Origin of the sequence: Ruegeria sp. HKCCA4633 (assembly GCF_013034605.1) — a bacterium.
GTDB lineage: Bacteria > Pseudomonadota > Alphaproteobacteria > Rhodobacterales > Rhodobacteraceae > Ruegeria.
This window is the reverse complement of record NZ_WQGJ01000004.1, coordinates 111,772-128,840: the sequence shown is the minus strand read 5'-3', so window position 1 is coordinate 128,840 and position 17,069 is coordinate 111,772. Positions and strand designations below refer to the sequence as shown.

The 17,069-nt window shown below is 59.7% G+C and carries 10 protein-coding genes; 5 read left to right on the top strand and 5 right to left on the bottom strand.

What is annotated here, in order from left to right; translation table 11 throughout:
* Positions 1-21: 21 nt before the first annotated feature.
* Together GOV85_RS11935 and GOV85_RS11930 are read right to left on the bottom strand one after the other, a co-directional pair.
* A complete protein-coding gene (locus GOV85_RS11935) occupies positions 22-330 on the bottom strand; it encodes a DUF2798 domain-containing protein (protein WP_254442984.1) in 309 nt (102 codons plus the stop codon).
* A complete protein-coding gene (locus tag GOV85_RS11930; RefSeq protein WP_171178388.1) occupies positions 315-1,070 on the bottom strand; it encodes a hydroxypyruvate isomerase family protein in 756 nt (251 codons plus the stop codon). The genes GOV85_RS11935 and GOV85_RS11930 overlap by 16 nt, the downstream gene beginning before the upstream one ends.
* Positions 1,071-1,248: 178 nt before the next feature.
* Here GOV85_RS11930 and GOV85_RS11925 point away from each other — a divergent pair, with 178 nt between their 5' ends.
* Positions 1,249-2,205, top strand: coding sequence for a DMT family transporter (locus GOV85_RS11925; protein WP_254442983.1), 957 nt, complete (start codon positions 1,249-1,251; stop codon positions 2,203-2,205).
* Here the strand turns inward: GOV85_RS11925 and GOV85_RS11920 are convergent.
* Positions 2,188-2,763, bottom strand: a complete 576-nt coding sequence (locus GOV85_RS11920) for a DUF1285 domain-containing protein (protein ID WP_245222881.1) — start codon at positions 2,761-2,763, stop codon at positions 2,188-2,190. The genes GOV85_RS11925 and GOV85_RS11920 overlap by 18 nt on opposite strands.
* A 64-nt stretch (positions 2,764-2,827) precedes the next feature.
* On the opposite strand from GOV85_RS11920, the gene GOV85_RS11915 reads away from it, so the two are divergent.
* The 4 genes from GOV85_RS11915 to GOV85_RS11900 are packed head-to-tail and all read left to right on the top strand — an operon-like array spanning position 2,828 to position 9,505.
* A complete protein-coding gene (locus tag GOV85_RS11915) occupies positions 2,828-3,835 on the top strand; it encodes a MoxR family ATPase (RefSeq protein WP_171178382.1) in 1,008 nt (335 codons plus the stop codon).
* Entirely contained in the window at positions 3,832-4,707 is an 876-nt protein-coding gene (locus GOV85_RS11910) for a DUF58 domain-containing protein (RefSeq protein WP_171178380.1), read from the top strand. The genes GOV85_RS11915 and GOV85_RS11910 overlap by 4 nt, the downstream gene beginning before the upstream one ends.
* Positions 4,704-7,466, top strand: coding sequence for a DUF4159 domain-containing protein (locus GOV85_RS11905; protein WP_171178378.1), 2,763 nt, complete (start codon positions 4,704-4,706; stop codon positions 7,464-7,466). Before GOV85_RS11910 ends, GOV85_RS11905 begins: the two co-directional genes overlap by 4 nt.
* Positions 7,463-9,505: a hypothetical protein gene (locus GOV85_RS11900; protein ID WP_171178375.1), complete on the top strand. Its 2,043-nt coding sequence runs from the start codon at positions 7,463-7,465 to the stop codon at positions 9,503-9,505. The genes GOV85_RS11905 and GOV85_RS11900 overlap by 4 nt, the downstream gene beginning before the upstream one ends.
* Here GOV85_RS11900 and pbpC read toward each other — a convergent pair.
* Positions 9,502-11,538, bottom strand: coding sequence for a penicillin-binding protein 1C (gene pbpC, locus GOV85_RS11895; RefSeq protein WP_371810791.1), 2,037 nt, complete (start codon positions 11,536-11,538; stop codon positions 9,502-9,504). The two genes, GOV85_RS11900 and pbpC, sit on opposite strands and share 4 nt — an antisense overlap.
* Before the next feature lie 36 nt (positions 11,539-11,574).
* On the bottom strand, positions 11,575-17,001 hold the full coding sequence (locus GOV85_RS11890) for an alpha-2-macroglobulin family protein (RefSeq protein ID WP_171178373.1): 5,427 nt from the start codon (positions 16,999-17,001) through the stop codon (positions 11,575-11,577).
* Positions 17,002-17,069 lie beyond the last annotated feature (68 nt).

Here is a 17,069-nt window from a genome sequence, read left to right as displayed (position 1 = left end):
GCGAACCCTCTTCGTCGCGGGTCAGTCTTGTGGCCTGACCATGCGGTTCACCATGCGTTGCACGGTTGGGCCAAACAGAAGAATTACGGTGAAGGCTATCGGCCAACAAAAAGCCCAGGATGCCAACCAATCTCCGAATGTGCTGGGGCCGAAACCAATGGCTTTCACTGTTGCGATCCCTGTGACGATGCAGGACATGAGGCCGGACATGATCAGGCTGAATACGGCGCGGGCATAGCGGGCTGGAATCATGGCGGGCATCCTGAAGGTCGTATTGCCTTTGATCTGCAGCATTTGCCTGTGAAATGCCAGTGCTAGGGCTGCATCCAATCAAGGCTGTCGGAGGTTTTCGATGTCGAAGGTGTGTATTCGGCACTGACCCAACCCGTATATCCCGCGGCATGCATAGCCGAAAACAAGCTTTGGAAATCCGTGGGTCCCCGACCCGGTTCAGACCGATCCGGGGCAGCGCCGATCTGGGCATGGGCCACTCTGCGATGAAATCGATCCCAAACGGCCTGCGCGTCGCCGTGGATCATGTGAGCATGAAAGCTGTCATATTGCAGGCCGACATTCGGGCGATTAACACGATCCAGAACCTCAGCTGCCAGATCGTAGTCGTTCAGGAAGTATTCAGGCTGCGACACCGAGTTGAGCGGTTCAATCGTGAACTGCTGTTGAGGCGCAGCATCAGCGGCCCATTGCAGATTTTGAACAAAACACGACAGAGCGTCCAACCCCGAGGCGTACCCTGACATGATGTGAATGAATCCGGGGCGCAGCATGTCCGCATAACGCAGAACGCGGCGGATATCCGACTGAAACCGGGCCTCGCCCCCCGGGACCGCGGCGAAACCGGGTTGGCCGCCCGTGTAATTAGGGGGTGGGGCGTTGATCAGTATCAATTCCAACCCGTTGGCCAGCAAGGCGCGGCGGGTTTCTTTAGCGGCTATGTCATAGGGGAACAGGATTTCAACAGCAGTGAATCCCGCATCAGCAGCGGCCTGAAACCGGTCGAGATAAGGCAGTTCGGTAAAGAGCAACGACAGGTTGGCGGCAAATCTGGGCATGAGAGATCTTCGGTAGTGACAGCTCGACCCTAACCGTCGAGTGGTTTCCGGGGAAGGGACTGAAAACGACAAGTTGTCGAAAATCGGCCAGATCATGGACAAAGGATCAGGGACAGTCGGGCTGTAGCAGCGAATCATTTTTCACGCTGAACCAACAAAAAGGTCTAAACTCATGGCCATGAGCCCTGAACCCGTGCGCGGGGCGGCAGTTTCTTTGCCTGCTGGCCGTAACTCGGTCCTGTCCGGGAATGGTCTGGCAGTGGCTTCGATGATGACGTGGGCTGCGGGTTTCCCTGCCGCTGAGGTCCTGTTGCAAAGCTGGCCACCTGTCGCACTGCTGGTTGCGCGTCTGGCAATGGCCGTGGCTGTGATGTTGCCGCTTTGGTTCATTCTGGACGGGCCCAGCCGCGTACTGAGGGCCAAATGGGGTCGGGCAATGATCATCGGCGGTTTCGGTTTCGGGATCGGTATGTTCCTGTTGATCCTTGCACAGAAACTGACAGATCCCGTTACCGTTGCAATCATTGCGTCCTGCGCTCCGCTGGCGGCAACATTGCTGGAACTTGCCGCTGGCACGCGCCGTTTAAAGTGGAACTTTGCCCTTGGTGTCTTGGTGTCGATTGTAGGTGGATTGATAGCAACAAGCGCCGGTTCACCGGCACAACTGGGGCTGGGCGCGGTCTGCGCAATCGCTTCAACCGGTCTGTATTGCTGGGCCAGCATGGCGACGGCACGGGACTTTCCCGAGCTCAGCCAGATCGGCCGCACAACGATCACGTTTACCGGCGGATTGCTGATGGCCAGTGCTCTGTGTTTTGTTTCTGCGCAAATGGGTATGGACGTGATGCCGCGTACGTCAGTTGATGCGCAGCAAGTTGGGATGCTTGTGATCTATGCACTGATTGCCATGGGGCTCAGCCAGGTTCTGTTCATCGCTTCGGTTGGTAAACTGGGCGTTGCATTGGCGTCGTTCCACATCAACATCGCACCGTTCTACGTGATGCTGATCATGCTGATGCTGGGGGATGACTGGAACTGGACCCGCGCGCTGGGCGCGGGTGTTGTTGCTGTGGCCGTTGTTTTGGCGCAGGATCGTGCGCCTCGACAGTCCCGAGGATCAGCCAAGGTCGGTTGACGGGATCAGCCCAAAGAATTCCTGGCCTGACCAAACGCCAAACCAGCCGTCATGGTGGGTGCCAATCTCGACCAGGCGGTAGAAACTTTTGCGATCTATGCGTGCTTCAAGATCGGAACGGATCATGATGTAGGGTGAAGGTTCGCTTGTCACCGGGTCAATAACGATCCGGATCGGATGATCTGAACCTGCAACAGCATGATCGCCTACATGAGTTGTAAAGGTCAGGTTTTGCTGCTCGCCTTCGCCTTCACGATCAAAATCCACGGCGACAAATGGGGCGTCTTCAACAGTGATTCCCACCTTCTCGACCGGTGTGACGAGGTAGTATTTCCCATCTTCTTTCTTAAGAATTGAGGAAAATAGCTTCACCAGCTCGAAACGGTTGATAGGCGAGCCTAAATAACTCCAGGTGCCATCTTTTGCGATATGGATGTCCAGATCGCCGCAAAACGGGGGATTCCAAAGGTGAACGGGCGGTAAACCCTTGGTTTTGGCCGCTTTGACTGATGCAGCCAGACCATCCGGCGACGGTTTCACAGGTTTTTGTCCGCTCATTGCTTTTGCCATTTCCTCGTAGCGCGATACACTTCAATCATATTAGTCCACGGAAGGGAAAGTCATGACCGAACCTGCCGACCTCGTAGCCGAGATCGAAGCGCTGGAAAACAAGCTGCAAGAGGCCAAGGCCTCGATCACCCGCCGCTTCATCGGGCAGGAAAGGGTCGTGGATCTGACTCTGACCGCGCTGTTATGCGGTGGTCATGCCCTGCTGATCGGTTTGCCGGGGCTGGGAAAAACGCGGTTGGTCGAAACGCTTTCGACCGTGATGGGCTTGAACGGCAACCGCATTCAGTTCACGCCCGACCTGATGCCCGCAGATATTCTTGGGTCCGAGGTTCTGGATACTGCCGATGACGGTTCACGGCATTTCCGTTTTATCTCTGGCCCGATCTTTTGCCAGCTGCTGATGGCTGACGAAATCAACCGCGCCAGCCCGCGAACTCAGTCGGCTTTGCTGCAAGCGATGCAGGAACGCACGGTAACTGTGGCAGGCGAAGACCGCTCGCTTGGGACGCCTTTCCACGTATTGGCCACGCAAAACCCGATCGAACAGGAAGGGACCTATCCGCTGCCCGAGGCGCAGTTGGACCGTTTTCTGGTTCAAATCGACGTCGAATACCCGGATCGGCAGACCGAACGTGATATTCTGCTGGCCACGACGGGTGTGGAAGAGGAAGACGCGCACCAGATTTTCAGCAAGGAAGACCTGTTGGCGGCCCAAGTCCTGCTGCGCCGGATGCCGGTGGGTGAATCGGTGGTCGAACTGATCCTTGATCTGGTTCGCGCGTTCCGCCCCGAAGAAGCAGGCGCGTCCGAACGCGTTTCAGAAACCGTGGCTTGGGGCCCCGGTCCTCGCGCGGCGCAGGCGCTTATGATGACAGTGCGCGCGCGTGCGATGCTTCAGGGGCGGTTGGCTCCGAATGCCGAGGATGTTCTGGACATGGCGCGCCCGGTGCTGAGCCACCGGATGGCGTTGAACTTTGCGGCGCGGGCGCGCGGTGACAGCCTTGCCGAGCTGATTGACTCGACGGCTGCCGGTCTGATCCGCACCGAGGCTGCGGCGTGAATGCTGCGCTGACCCTTCGCGAAAGATCCGAGGCCGAAGCGTCCCGGCTGCCGCCGCTTTTGGCGCGGGCCGAGCATTTGGCCGGGACCGTCCTGTTGGGCGATCACGGGCGTAGGCGCTCGGGTATGGGCGATGATTTCTGGCAATACCGCCCCGCGCAAATCGGGGATAGCCGCCGGATGATCGACCACCGCCGTTCAGCGCGGGGGGATCAGCAGTTTGTGCGCGAGCGCGAATGGCAGATCGCGCAATCGGTGATGCTCTGGGTCGATCAGGGTGCTTCCATGCGGTTCGCGTCTGACAAATCGCTGCCGACAAAGGCGGATCGCGCCCGGCTGTTGGGGCTGGCAACCTCGATCCTGCTGGTACGTGGCGGTGAACGTGTCGGTCTTACAGGTACAACCTTGCCGCCCCGGCGCGGCAACGCGCAGATCATCCGTTTGGCGCAAGCCTGGTCTGAAGATGATCAAACGGATTACGCCCCGCCTGAACACCGTGCCATGATTCCTCATGCCCGCGCCGTGTTTATCTCGGATTTCCTTGGCCCCATGGACGAAGTTGAATTGGCCCTGACCAAAGCGGCTGACCGTGGCGTGCGCGGTGTGGTGCTGCAAGTACTTGATCCGGGCGAAGAGACATTTCCCTATCGCGGGCGCACCATTTTCGAAAGCGTCGGAGGATCTGTCCGGCACGAAACCCTCAAGGCGGCTGAGTTGCGGGACCGCTATTTGGCACGTCTTGCGCGCCGCAAGGATGCCCTGACGCAGTTGTGCCGTGCAACCGGCTGGCAACTGGGCCTGCATCATACGGGTGATAGTGCACAAGCGGCTCTATTGTGGCTTTATCGAGCTTTGGATGGGGGCACGCGATGACGGTTCTTGCGGGCATAGGCTTTACCGCGCCATGGGTTTTGCTGGGTCTTCTAACCCTGCCGATACTGTGGCTGATTCTGCGCGCTGTACCGCCCGCACCGATCCGCCGGATGTTCCCGGCGGTTACGCTGTTGTTGGGGCTGAAGGATGACGAAAGTGTTTCCGACCGTACGCCATGGTGGCTGTTGCTGCTTCGGATGCTTGCGGCGGCAGCCATCATCATCGGCCTGGCCGGGCCAGTTCTGAACCCCTCGCGTGATGAGACTGGCACAGGGCCGCTTCTACTGGTGCTGGATGCCAGTTGGGCCGGTGCCACGCGCTGGTCGGCCACGCTGGATCAGCTTGACACGCAACTGACCGAGGCCGGACGCGCGGGTCGCACGGTTGCCATAATACGTTTGACCGAGCCGGAAACACCTGTTTTTCAAGCGGCGGAAGCATGGCGTGGGCGTCTTCCTGGTCTGACTCCGAACCCTTGGCAACCGACTGCAGATCAGATTTCGCAAGCCATTGCCGCTTTGGATGCAGTTGATGGCGGCTTTGACACTCACTGGTTTAGCGACCGTTTGGACTATACCCAGCATACCAGTTTGGTTTCTGCCGTGCAGGCACGTGGTGATGTGACGGTGTATCAGGCGGCATCCAGGCCCATTGCGATCCAGCCCGCGGCCTACCAAGACGGTCTTATCCAACTGACCGTGCAACGCGCGGGACCCGGCCCAGAAGAGCGGGTGACGGTTCTGGCGCAGGGGCGTGATCCGGCAGGCACGGCGCGGGTGCTGCATTCGGTAGACCTGACCTTAGATGCCGGGGAAACCACGGCGCAGATCGAACTGGCACTGCCGTCGGAATTGCGCGCGCGCATCACGCGTTTCGAAATTCAGGGCCAAAGATCCGCCGGGACTGTGACTCTGACCGATGACAGCTTGCGTCGTCGCGAGGTTGCGCTGATTGCCGGAACCCTGAACCGTGAAGGGCTGGAGCTGTTGTCGCCCCTACATTATCTGACACAGGTTCTGATCCCCACGGCGGATTTTGTCGATGGGGGTCTGCTTGAGGTTCTGCCTGCGAACCCAGATGTGATCGTTCTGTCGGATGTCGCGCAGATGTCGGATGCGGAAGAGACCGGTCTGATCGAATGGGTCGAACAGGGCGGCCTGCTGCTGCGGTTTGCCGGTCCGCGCATGGCAGCCAGCGATCTGGGGCGGGATACCGAAGACACCCTGTTGCCCGCGCGGCTGCGCAGCGGCGGGCGATCTGTCGGTGGAGCGATGAGCTGGGGTGAGGCCAAGACCTTGGCTCCGTTCCCCGAGAATTCACCGTTCTATGGTTTGGACATCCCAGGCGATGTGGTTGTTTCGACTCAGGTAATGGCCCAACCAGACCCTAATCTTGCGGATCGCGTGATTGCTTCGCTGTCAGATGGAACACCTTTGGTGACGCGCAAAGCGCTGGGATTGGGGCAGGTGGTGCTGTTCCACGTGACCGCCGATGCGGAATGGTCCAGCCTGCCGCTTTCGGGTCTGTTTGTCGAAATGCTGGATCGTCTGGCCGTGGCCTCTGCTGCGAAGTCTCGGCAAGAGGCGCAGTTGCAAGGCACCACGTGGGAGCCAGTGCAGATCATGGACGGGTTTGGCACATTGTCAGACGCTGGCACTTTGGCTGGTGTGGACGGTGTGCAGTTGATTTCGGGACAGATCGGGCCGGATTTGCGTCCGGGTCTATATGAAAGTGGCAAACAGAAACTGGCGCTGAACGTTGTTTCCGAGGATACTGAACTTCGTCCGGTGGTCTGGCCTGCCAATGTGCCGATCAAGGGGCAAGAGGCCAGCACTGAAACGCCGCTGTCGGGTCTGCTGCTTAGCCTTGCTTTGATCTTGCTCACAATCGACGTGGTTGCGTCGCTGGCTTTGTCTGGCCGATTGGGCTTGGCGCGTGCTGCTGCTGGGGTTCTGGCGGCGTTTCTGCTGGTGCCCGAGGTTCAGGCGCAGACGCCGGAGGACACTGAGTTCGCCTTGGCAGCGACGCATGAACTTGTCTTAGCCCATGTGCTGACTGGCGACGCGCAGGTGGACGAGATTGCGCAGGCCGGTCTGCGAGGATTGGCGCAAACCTTGTTTTATCGCACCTCCGTCGAACCGGCCGACCCCATAGGTGTGGACCTTGAACGTGATGAGCTCGCATTCTTCCCGCTGCTCTACTGGCCGATTTCCCCGAGCCAGCCTCAACCTTCCGCCGAAGCCTATGCGAAACTGAACGCCTATTTGCGCTCGGGTGGGATGATCCTGTTCGACACACGTGACGCGGATATCGCTGGCTTCGGCGCGTCCAGCCCGAATGGCCGCAAGTTGCAGCAACTGGCTGCACCGCTGAATATCCCTGCGTTAGAGCCGATTCCACGTGATCACGTCCTGACCAGAACGTTCTATCTGTTGCAGGATTTCCCGGGCCGTTATTCTGGCACGGAAGTCTGGGTGGAAGCTGCGCCACTGGACGCGGAACAGATCGAAGGGATGCCGTTCCGCAACCTGAACGACAATGTGACTCCGGTGGTTATCGGCGGTAATGATTGGGCTGGGGCCTGGGCTGTGGATCGCAATGGGCAGGCCCTGCTGCCTGTCGGGCGCGGCTATGCCGGGGAACGTCAGCGCGAGTTGGCCAATCGTTTTGGTGTCAATTTGGTAATGCATGTGCTGACCGGGAATTACAAATCCGATCAGGTCCACGTGCCCGCCCTTCTGGACAGGTTAGGACAATGACCGGAACCGTCATATTCGACCCACTGATCCCTTGGCCTATTTTGGCCGCTGTGGGTGCGATTGCCGTGGCTGGGGTTGTGTTGGCCCTGTGGCGTGGCTTGTCGGGTTGGGCGCTGCGGGGTTTGGCGGCTTTGGTGGTTCTGGCGGCTCTGTCCGGCCCGGTCTATCAGATCGAAGATCGCGCACCGCTGACAGATATCGTCCTGATGATCGAGGATGAAAGCGCCAGCCAGACGCTTACGGACAGGGCTGAACAAACTGCACAGGCAGCCGAGGCACTTGCTGCTGAGATTGAGGCGCGCAACAACACGGAACTGCGCCGCATTCAGGTTGGCGACGGGGATGGGGATGAGGGCACGCAGATCATGGCGGCTCTGAATGAGGCATTGGCCGAAGAACCCCGCGCTCGGATCGCTGGCATTCTGGTGGTGTCGGACGGGATTGTGCACGATGTCGATCAGGCCCCGGACCTGCCTGCACCGATGCACCTTCTGCAAACCGGGCGCGAAAGTGATTGGGATCGCAGGCTTATCGTCCGCAATGCGCCGGCCTTTGCCATTATTGGCGAGCCGGTCACATTGACCCTTCGGGTGGAAGACAGTGGTGCGGCACCTGCGGGCGCGGCGACTGCGCCACTAGAGATTTCGGTCGATGGCGGCGCGCCGGAGCAGTTCAGTGTTCCCATTGGTCGTGATGTAGAACTGCCCATCACGCTGCCCCATGGCGGGCGCAACGTTATCCAGTTCTCTGTTCCGCAGGCCGAGGGTGAATTAACTGATCGCAACAACACTGCGCTGATCCAGATGAATGGCGTTCGGGATCGTCTGCGTGTTTTGCTGGTCTCGGGCGAACCGCACCCCGGTGGGCGCACATGGCGTAACCTGTTGAAATCCGACAGTTCGGTCGATTTGGTGCATTTCACCATTCTGCGCCCGCCTGAGAAACAGGATGGCGTGCCTGTCGATGAGCTGTCCTTGATCGCCTTTCCAACGCGTGAACTGTTTCTGGAAAAGATCAACGATTTCGATCTGATCATCTTCGACCGCTACAAGCGGCGTGGCATCTTACCTGCGATCTATCTGGACAATGTCACAAGTTACATCAATGACGGGGGCGCGGTTCTGATCGCCGCTGGTCCCGATTTCGCCAGTGCCGACAGTATCTTCCGATCTCCTTTAGCACCGATCTTGCCGGCGCAGCCTTCGGCACGGGTGTTCGAGGAACGGTATGTGCCGATGGTCAGCGACTTGGGGCAACGGCATCCGGTAACAACCAATCTGGGCGATTCCGAGGATTGGGGGGCTTGGTTGCGCCAGATCGACGTGAACCACCGCTCGGGCGAGGTTCTGATGACTGGCATCGAAGAACGGCCACTGCTGGTTCTGGACCGTGTTGGCGAGGGGCGCGTTGCGATGCTGGCATCCGACCACGCTTGGTTGTGGAGTCGCGGCTTTGAAGGTGGCGGTCCGCAGCTGGAGCTGCTGCGCAGGTTGGCTCATTGGATGATGAAGGAACCCGAACTGGAGGAAGAAGCGTTATGGGCCGAGGCGAACGGTCAATCCATGCGCATCATTCGCCAGACGCTGGAAGACGAGGTCGGGCCGGTTACGGTAACGCGTCCAAACGGTGAGACACTAGAGATCACTTTGCAAGAGGTCTCTCCGGGCCGGTTCGAAGCACAATACTATGGGCCTGAGATCGGTCTGTACCGGTTGCAGGAAGGCGACCATATGGCCGTGATTGGCCTTGGCCCCGCCGCACCGAAAGAGTTTGAACGCACCATCGCAACCGATGATGTTTTGGAACCGACCTTGGCTAGTATGCGGGGTGGCGTGATCCGTTTGGAAGACGGTTTGCCATCAATCCGCAACGTACGCGCAGGGCGTCCTGCGGCTGGTCGGGGCTGGATCGGTCTGACCCCGCGCGATGCCTACGAGACGCGGGATGTTACGCAGGCCGGTCTGCTGCCCCCTTGGCTGGTTTTGCTACTGGCAGGAGGGTTCCTGCTGGGCGGTTGGCTGCGCGAGGGGCGGCGCTAATCAATCCTGATTGCGGCCCGGTCCGATTGGCCCTGCGAATCCACCACAACAAGCGAGGTGAAACCGGCCCCCGGATTGGGGATTTCGAACTCTCGTTGCCGCTGTCCGGTCAGCACGGGCACGCCATCCGCCAGCACTGAAAATGGCGCGACACCCCCGCGTAGTTTGACCGTTAGGGGTGCTCCAAGTGTCTCTAACACGGCGCTTTCAGGCGGAAATAGCAGATTCGGAGCGGAGTGATCATTTTGGAAAGCCGCCGTGCGAGGTCGGAAACGTTGCAAGGGTTGGGGCAATTGCGCAGCGCCCACCAACAAGGTCGAGGGCGGCGGCGGGCGCAGCGGGGTAAGCGCGGGTTTCAGCAGGCTGAAGGCTTCGGCCAGAAGCGGCGCGGCAAGATCGCCTCCGAACGCGCCGGGAACGGGCGTTCCATCTGCACGACCTAACCAGACCCCAATGACGTGCTGACCGTCAAAGCCGATGGCCCAGGCATCTCGGTGACCATAAGATGTGCCGGTTTTGTAGGCCAGCGCCCCTGTCGCGCCGCCTGCGGGTGGTGAAAGCCCGGCCAGAATGTCGGCAACCTGCCAGGCAGAGGTTTCTGACATAACGCGCGGGGTTTGCAGCGTATCCCCCAAGGCATCGTGGTGCAGAATCGGGCCTTGTCCACCGCCTGCCAGAGCGGCGTAGATTTGTACAAGGTCGTGCAGACTTAACCCCACACCGCCCAATGAGATCGCCAAGCCGGGCGTGCCACCGTTCAGGCGCGGTTCTGATCCGGCCAAGCGTAATGCCACCATGATACGCGCTGGCCCCAGCGCGTTTGTCAGACGCACGACCGGAATGTTGAGCGACAATTGCAGGGCGTCCCGTACCCGGACATCGCCACGGAATGCCCCATCAAAATTGCGCGGGGCGTAGCGGCCAAACATTACGGGGCTGTCGCTGATCAGAGTTTCGGGATGGGCCAGTCCCTGATCGAAGGCCAGCCCGTAAACCAGAGGTTTCAGGGTCGATCCAGGCGACCGCAGTGCTTGTGTCATATCCACAAACCCCTGTCGGGCATCCTGATACCCGGCGGACCCGACTGAGGCCAGAACCTCGCCACTGCGATGATCGGCCACGATCAGAGCGCCAGACACGCGTGGTCCGGCGCGCGTGGCGGCCTGCATGACTATAGCTTCCAACCGGGCCTGTAACCCGGCATCAAGGGTTAGATCAAAGGCGCTTGTTTCGGGTGTTTGCCGCTTTACACGATCGGTCAGATGCGGTGCCAGGCGCGGAAATGGTTTCATCCGATCCGGCAGGGGCTCCGTCAGAGCTGCGCGTGTTTCAGCGGCTGTCAGGACGCCATGACGTTCAAGCCTGCGCAGAACCCGGTCACGTGCTTCTCGGGCTGCGTGTAGCTGGCGATCCGGGCGTCGAGCCTCTGGAGATTGCGGCAGAGCAACCAACAGCGCTGCTTGCGCCGGGGTCAACCGGGCTGCCTCTTTGCCAAACCACGCACGGGTGCCGGCGCGGATACCTTCCAGATTACCGCCGTAAGGCGCATGTGTCAGATAGAGGCTTAGGATTTGCTGTTTGGTCAGTTGCCGCTCCAACGCCAATGCGACCCTAACCTGACGGATTTTACCGCTCCAACGTCCCGTCGGCCCGTCCTCAATCAGCCGCGCGACCTGCATGGTCAGCGTAGACCCACCCGATACCTTACGCCCATTCCACAGGCTTTGCCCTGCTGCCCGCAGCATCGCTATCAGGTCCACACCGTGGTGACTCCGAAACCGCTTATCCTCGTACCGGATCAGCATGGAGGTGAAATTTGGATCGACTGTGCCTGGCTGCAGTCTCCAGATGCCATCCTCAACCGGGAACGCACGCAGGAGGTCTCCGTTCCGATCTCGTATCTCAACCGAGGTTTCGGCCAGAACAGGTGGTAAAACGGTGGCGCCGACCCATTGGTCAACGCCATCCCGTGCCAGCGCCGTCAAATAGAGGGCACCGACCAGTGCAAGCAGCAGACGCGACGGCCTAGGCACGACAGCCACCCGGGCATTGATATGTTGCAAAGCTGATCAATGAACCTCAACCCGACCGGTCGCTGTGCGTGCCCGATTCTGCGGGCGATACATATCCTCAACTGAGGCCGCAGGATGATGGAAGATACCCGGCGTAACAGCGCGCGCCACGTAGGCCAGCGTTACCGTTTCACCGCCGGACAGATCAACCGCAGCAAGGAAACGGTCAGAACGGAACTCGGTATGAGTTGCCTCAGACAGGTCCAGCCAGTCCAGCGACCGTACATCGCCTGAACGCAGCAGACTGGGGTTGTCGATTTCGATCCCGGCGGCAAGTGGATCATCGACCATCAGCCGCCCCCCGCCGCTTTCGAACGGGGTCACTGTCAGAACCGTGACAAACCTTTCGCCGGTTTCAAAGCTGTTGGCGTCAATCGGATCGCCATCCATCGAGTAATATTGTCGTTCGATCGAATAACTGGTGCCGCCCGCTTCGGGCGGAACCTCAGGGATCCCGGTGACTGTCAGGGTGATGTCCGTGGCTTGGCCGTCACTTGCCGTGATGTTGACCTCATCCGCCTGACCAGACTGCAGCACCTGCACAAACGGACCAGACACCTGAGAGCCGTTGACGGTCAAGCCCGATCCAGTCGGATCAGACACCAGCGCATGGGCGGCTAAAAGCGACCACGTTGCCTCTTGCGTGGACAACGGGGCGCGACTGGCGCTGACACGTTGGATCAGTACGTCGCGATTGACGGCCTCACTGCCCGCGCCCACGGCAAGAGTCAACAGACCTGCCGCATCCCGCAGGTGCGTGCCAAAATCCGCGCGCCAGTAATTTTCCTGCTCATCCGGAACTTGTTCCAACATGCGAGCGGCGCGGTTGAACATCGCGTCCGCCCGGGTCTGATCGCCGTAAGATGCAAGTGCTGCGCCCAATTGTGCGGCCGCCAATGGGGTGTCGAACGCATCCCCTTTGACATCTGCATAGTAGCGCAGATCACCCATCGATGCCGCGCCTTCTCGTGCCAAAACCATCAGGGCATAGGCAATATCCTGACCGCCTTCGTCGAAATCTGGCGCGTAATTGACCCTATTTCGTAGGTTATCCATGGCCTGGGCAAAGGCGCGATCCGGCACAGGGTATCCCTGTGCGCGCGCACGGGACAGGAAGTCCGTCACGTAAGCGTCCAGCCAGAAATCCCCACTGTCTGCACGCCAAAGGCCAAAGGCACCATTGGCTGCCTGACGGGTCAGGATGCTGCGAATGGACTCTGCGATGCGCTGATCCACCACCGGACCGTCCCCCAGCCCCGAGGCCTGCGCGACGGATGACAGATAAAGCAGCGGCAGGGCTTTGCTGGTGATCTGTTCCGTGCAGCCATAGGGGTAACGGTTCAACTGATCCAACAGACCGGGCGTGTCGAACTTTGCCAAAGCTCCGGCGGATAAGATGGCCTTGGCCGAACCGGGCTGGAACCCGTCAAATACGTCCTGTGAAAACAGGAAGCTGTCCCCGGCCCCTAACGCGAAACGTCTTGTCTGTGCAATCACCGGATCATTGGCACGTATGGGCACGCGCAGGGTTTGCGACAAGTCGCGCCCGTCCGGTGTGGTGATCGAGACACTGATTTCGGGATCGCCAACAACGCTGGCTGTGACGGGGATGTCAAAGATCGCCTTGCCACCGTTCTCCAACACAAAGTTGGTCGGTGCCTCACCCAGTTTCAATCCACCGGAAGCCGTCAGACCAAGTACCATGTCCCCGGGTGTGCCATCGGCATGAACGATCTCAAGCCGCATTCGGCTTTGATCGCCGGGGGCAAGGAAACGGGGCAGGCTGGCGGTGACGACCACCGGATCGCGGACGATCATATCGGCTTCGGCCTGCCCGACCGCTTTGGGTGACCACGCGACAGCCATCAATCGGACAGTGCCGTTGAAGGCGGGTAGGGGAATGTCCACCTCAACCTCTCCGTCCGGGCCGACTTGAACCGGGCCGCTGAACACAGCCATCAAGTCTTGCGTCGGAGGCGGGGATTGGCGGCGCATGCCGTTGTCGGCGTCACCACCGGAACGGACGGTACCCATCGCTCCGGTCATGCCGTCGATCAGGCGCCCGTAAACGTCGCGCAGATCCACGCCAAGACGACGTTGCCCAAAGTAATATTCCTGCGGATCCGGGCTTTCGAATCCAGTCAGGTTCAGAATGCCCACATCCACTGCAGCCAGTGTTAGCCAGACAGGATCATTCTCCGAGGCATTTTCGACCCTAACACGGGCTTTTTGCGTTTGCCGTGGAGATGTGACCTCGGGCACATCAATAACGACTTCCAGCTTGCGATCTGCTGGATCAATGGTGGCATGTGCCACGCCCATCGCACGCGCCGGGTTTTGACCTGCTGCGACGTTCATCGGGCGGATGACCGTGGCGGTGACATAAGCCCCCGCGCCCCAATCTTCGGTCACTTCGATCGGGATTACGGTTTCACCTTCCGGCACGTCCACCATTTGGCGATGGATCAGCCGGTTCGACAGGATTTCGATCTGGGCGACGCCCGCCATGCGCGGGACGATCCGTAACTGCGCGGTATCGCCTGCGCGAAAGCTGTCACGGTCCAGCGACATCTCAAGCCGGTCTGGTGTGGTTGACGCATCCGCGGCCTGATACCAGCCCGCATAGAAATCGACAGCGGTTTCGGCATATGTGCCGTCGATGCGCTGGACGACCAGTTCATAACGGCCCCAATCCACGGGCTGCGCCAGTGTCAAAGGATCTGTCGAGATGTCAACTTCGCCGGTGGCAATGCGTGTGCGGCGGGTTGTCGGTTCCCAATTCCAGTTGCCGTACAGCTGATACCACTGATACCGCGTCTCGACCCGGTTCAGAGTCCAACGCAGACGCATCGGACTCGGGCTCAGATCAGGGGCGAGCGCGACGATCTGAAACGCCGCTTCGGTACTTTCGGGAACAACCTGTTCGAACAAAGGTTTGACACCGATCACCGGCTGCGGTGGCAGAACCGGAGCAGACAGGCGACGTTCAACCGGACGGCCAGAGCCATCGGTCAATCGTGCGATGATTTCAGCCTCAATGGGCTTTCCTTCAGTCTCTAACACTGGAATTTCGACGGCCACGGTGGCCTGTCCCGCCGCATCCGTGCGCGTGTTTCCGAAATAAGTGCTTTTGATCACGGCCTCAGCATCGTAGCGGCCAAAGCGGTAACCTTCGTACCCCGGAACGGTGTCCGCGGCGCGCGCGATGACCTGTCCGTCAATGCTCAGGTCAGATCCCGGCGCACCAAACAGATAGCGCGAATCTATGGAAAGCGGTGGGCTATCGCCGGGCCGCAAGGGCGCGTCGGGTAGGGTCAGATCGAAATCGATACGTTCAGGCAGAAAATCCTCGACCAGTACCGTCTGACGCGCCAGTGCCTCGCCTTTGGGATCAGATTTAATCTCAATCTTCCATGCTCCACGCGGTACGTCGATGGCGACAGGCAAAGCAAAGACATGCCCCCCGGCAATGCCCCCGTCCGAGACAGACCGACGGTATTCCACCCCGTCCGGACGATACAGGATCGCGGTCAGTGGCAACGCTTCAATGGCCTGTGCTTCACCATCTCGGGACAGCGCGGTGACATGGATGACCTCTCCGGCACGATAGGCACCCCGATCCGTGGTCAGGAAGACATCAACCGGCCCCGCAGGCGCGCGCCCTTCAACGCCGCGATCCGACAGATCAAAGGCGGGATCGGTGAGGGACAAAAAGCTGAAATCGCTGTCTCCGGCAGAGGCCATCACCAAGGCAGGCGCACTGGCCCCTTTTCCGCGGATCAGGCCTGGATCGAATCTGGCATAGCCCGTTTCATCGGTCCGCGCGGTTGCAATGACCGCGTTCGCATTTGTGACCAGCGAAACCTCGACGTCCTGACGCGGTGCCGCATCGCTGAGGCCGCGCACCGTTACGTGCAGCCCATCGGTGCCAAGCGCGGTGCTGATCCCCAGATCAGACAACACAAACCACTGCGTCGCGCCGGGGTCGTCATAAGGATCAGCCCCCGGAACACGGGCTGTCAGCGCATAGATGCCTGCAGACTGACCAGCGATGGCCTCTGCCATAGGAAGGCGCGCCGTCATGGTTTGGTTCAACTGATTGGATACCTCGGCAGTGCCGGTCCAGATATCCTCGGCAATCTGGTCCGAGAATTCCTCTTCCTGCCATTCGCTGAGCGGACGGCCAAAGAAGTCCTGTTGCACGGCTCGCAACAGGTTCCGGTCGCTGATCCGCCGCAGGATCAGATCCAGCTCGGTGACGTTGACCGTTTCGACCGGCAAAGCCGCATCCGCAGATTTCGGGAGGACATAGCTGCGCCCGGGAAAGCGAACCGAAGGCGTTCGGTCGCGCACGTAATGGGTCAGTTCAACGTTTCGGTTCAGTACTTCACCCGAGGCAGCTGGCAACCCTTGCCGCAGTGTCACGCGATATCGCTGGCCATGCGCGACCCCGTCGACGCAAAGCTGTTTATCCTCAGCCTGTACGACCAACCCGACATCGCCACGCTGCACAAACGGATCATAGTCCACGCCGGCCTTGACCAGGGGTTCGGAAAACTCAACACAGATCCGGGGGGCGGCAGCATCGCTTTCGACCGAGCTATCGACAACGCGGAAGCCATATTTTGCAATGGCATCGTCGAGTGCGGCCAACACATCCTCGCGCGGTTGCACTTGCTCGGCCAGGCGCAGCACTGGAACCATGTCACGCCCGCGCTCAACTTCTTCCAGCGCGTTTGCCATAGTCATCAGAGCCATAATCTGGGTGCCCGGGGTCTCGGCGCGCAGATAGCCATTGATCGCAGCGTTCAATGCACGATTGCGCAAATCCCGTCGTTCGCTCCAGCCCGAGGGGTTCATAATCAGCAATAGTCGCGCGTATTCCACCCACAGGTCCGGCGCATCGCTGAGAGACACGGCAACGCCGGTCCATTGCATCGCTTGCGTCGCACTGCCCGCGCTACGCGCTGCGTCCAACACAGCTTTCAGGTCGTAACCGCCGGCAGGATGCAGGAATCCCAGGTTGCGCGCCTGATCTGTCGCCCGCTTCAAATCAGCAGAACCCAGAACGCTCAACGCTGCCGCACGGGTTTTGCCCAATTTCAGAGCCTGTTCTGAGGTCGTTACCTTTTGCGCGGAAAGCGCCCCTTGATACGCCTCCTGCCGGGTCACCCCGTCCTTGGGAAAGCAGGCATCGGATCGCGTGTTATAGGTGAAAGCAGTGCAGCGATCATTGGCCGAGCATGCCCGAATGCATGATTTCAGATCTGTGTCGAACAGAGCATCCAGATCTGACCCATAAAAGTCCGTGTCCCGGGTGGTTATGTAGCGGAAGTCAGGCACGGCGTTCTGCGCCAGAGCGGTGACGGGCAGGATCAAGAGTGAAAAGATATAAGTTATTGAAATAAAAACAAAGCGGTGCATGTTGCCCTCCTCTTTGTGCTCAACCTTGCATGGCGCGTACCTGTCACGCAACGGCTTAAACAGTTTTT

Coding starts and splice junctions, on each gene's coding strand:
- GOV85_RS11900 (WP_171178375.1), top strand. CDS start 7,463: ATGACCGGAACCGTCATATTCGACCCACTGATCCCTTGGCCTATTTTG.
- GOV85_RS11920 (WP_245222881.1), bottom strand. CDS start 2,763: ATGAGCGGACAAAAACCTGTGAAACCGTCGCCGGATGGTCTGGCTGCA.
- GOV85_RS11905 (WP_171178378.1), top strand. CDS start 4,704: ATGACGGTTCTTGCGGGCATAGGCTTTACCGCGCCATGGGTTTTGCTG.
- GOV85_RS11925 (WP_254442983.1), top strand. CDS start 1,249: ATGAGCCCTGAACCCGTGCGCGGGGCGGCAGTTTCTTTGCCTGCTGGC.
- GOV85_RS11930 (WP_171178388.1), bottom strand. CDS start 1,070: ATGCCCAGATTTGCCGCCAACCTGTCGTTGCTCTTTACCGAACTGCCT.
- GOV85_RS11915 (WP_171178382.1), top strand. CDS start 2,828: ATGACCGAACCTGCCGACCTCGTAGCCGAGATCGAAGCGCTGGAAAAC.
- GOV85_RS11890 (WP_171178373.1), bottom strand. CDS start 17,001: ATGCACCGCTTTGTTTTTATTTCAATAACTTATATCTTTTCACTCTTG.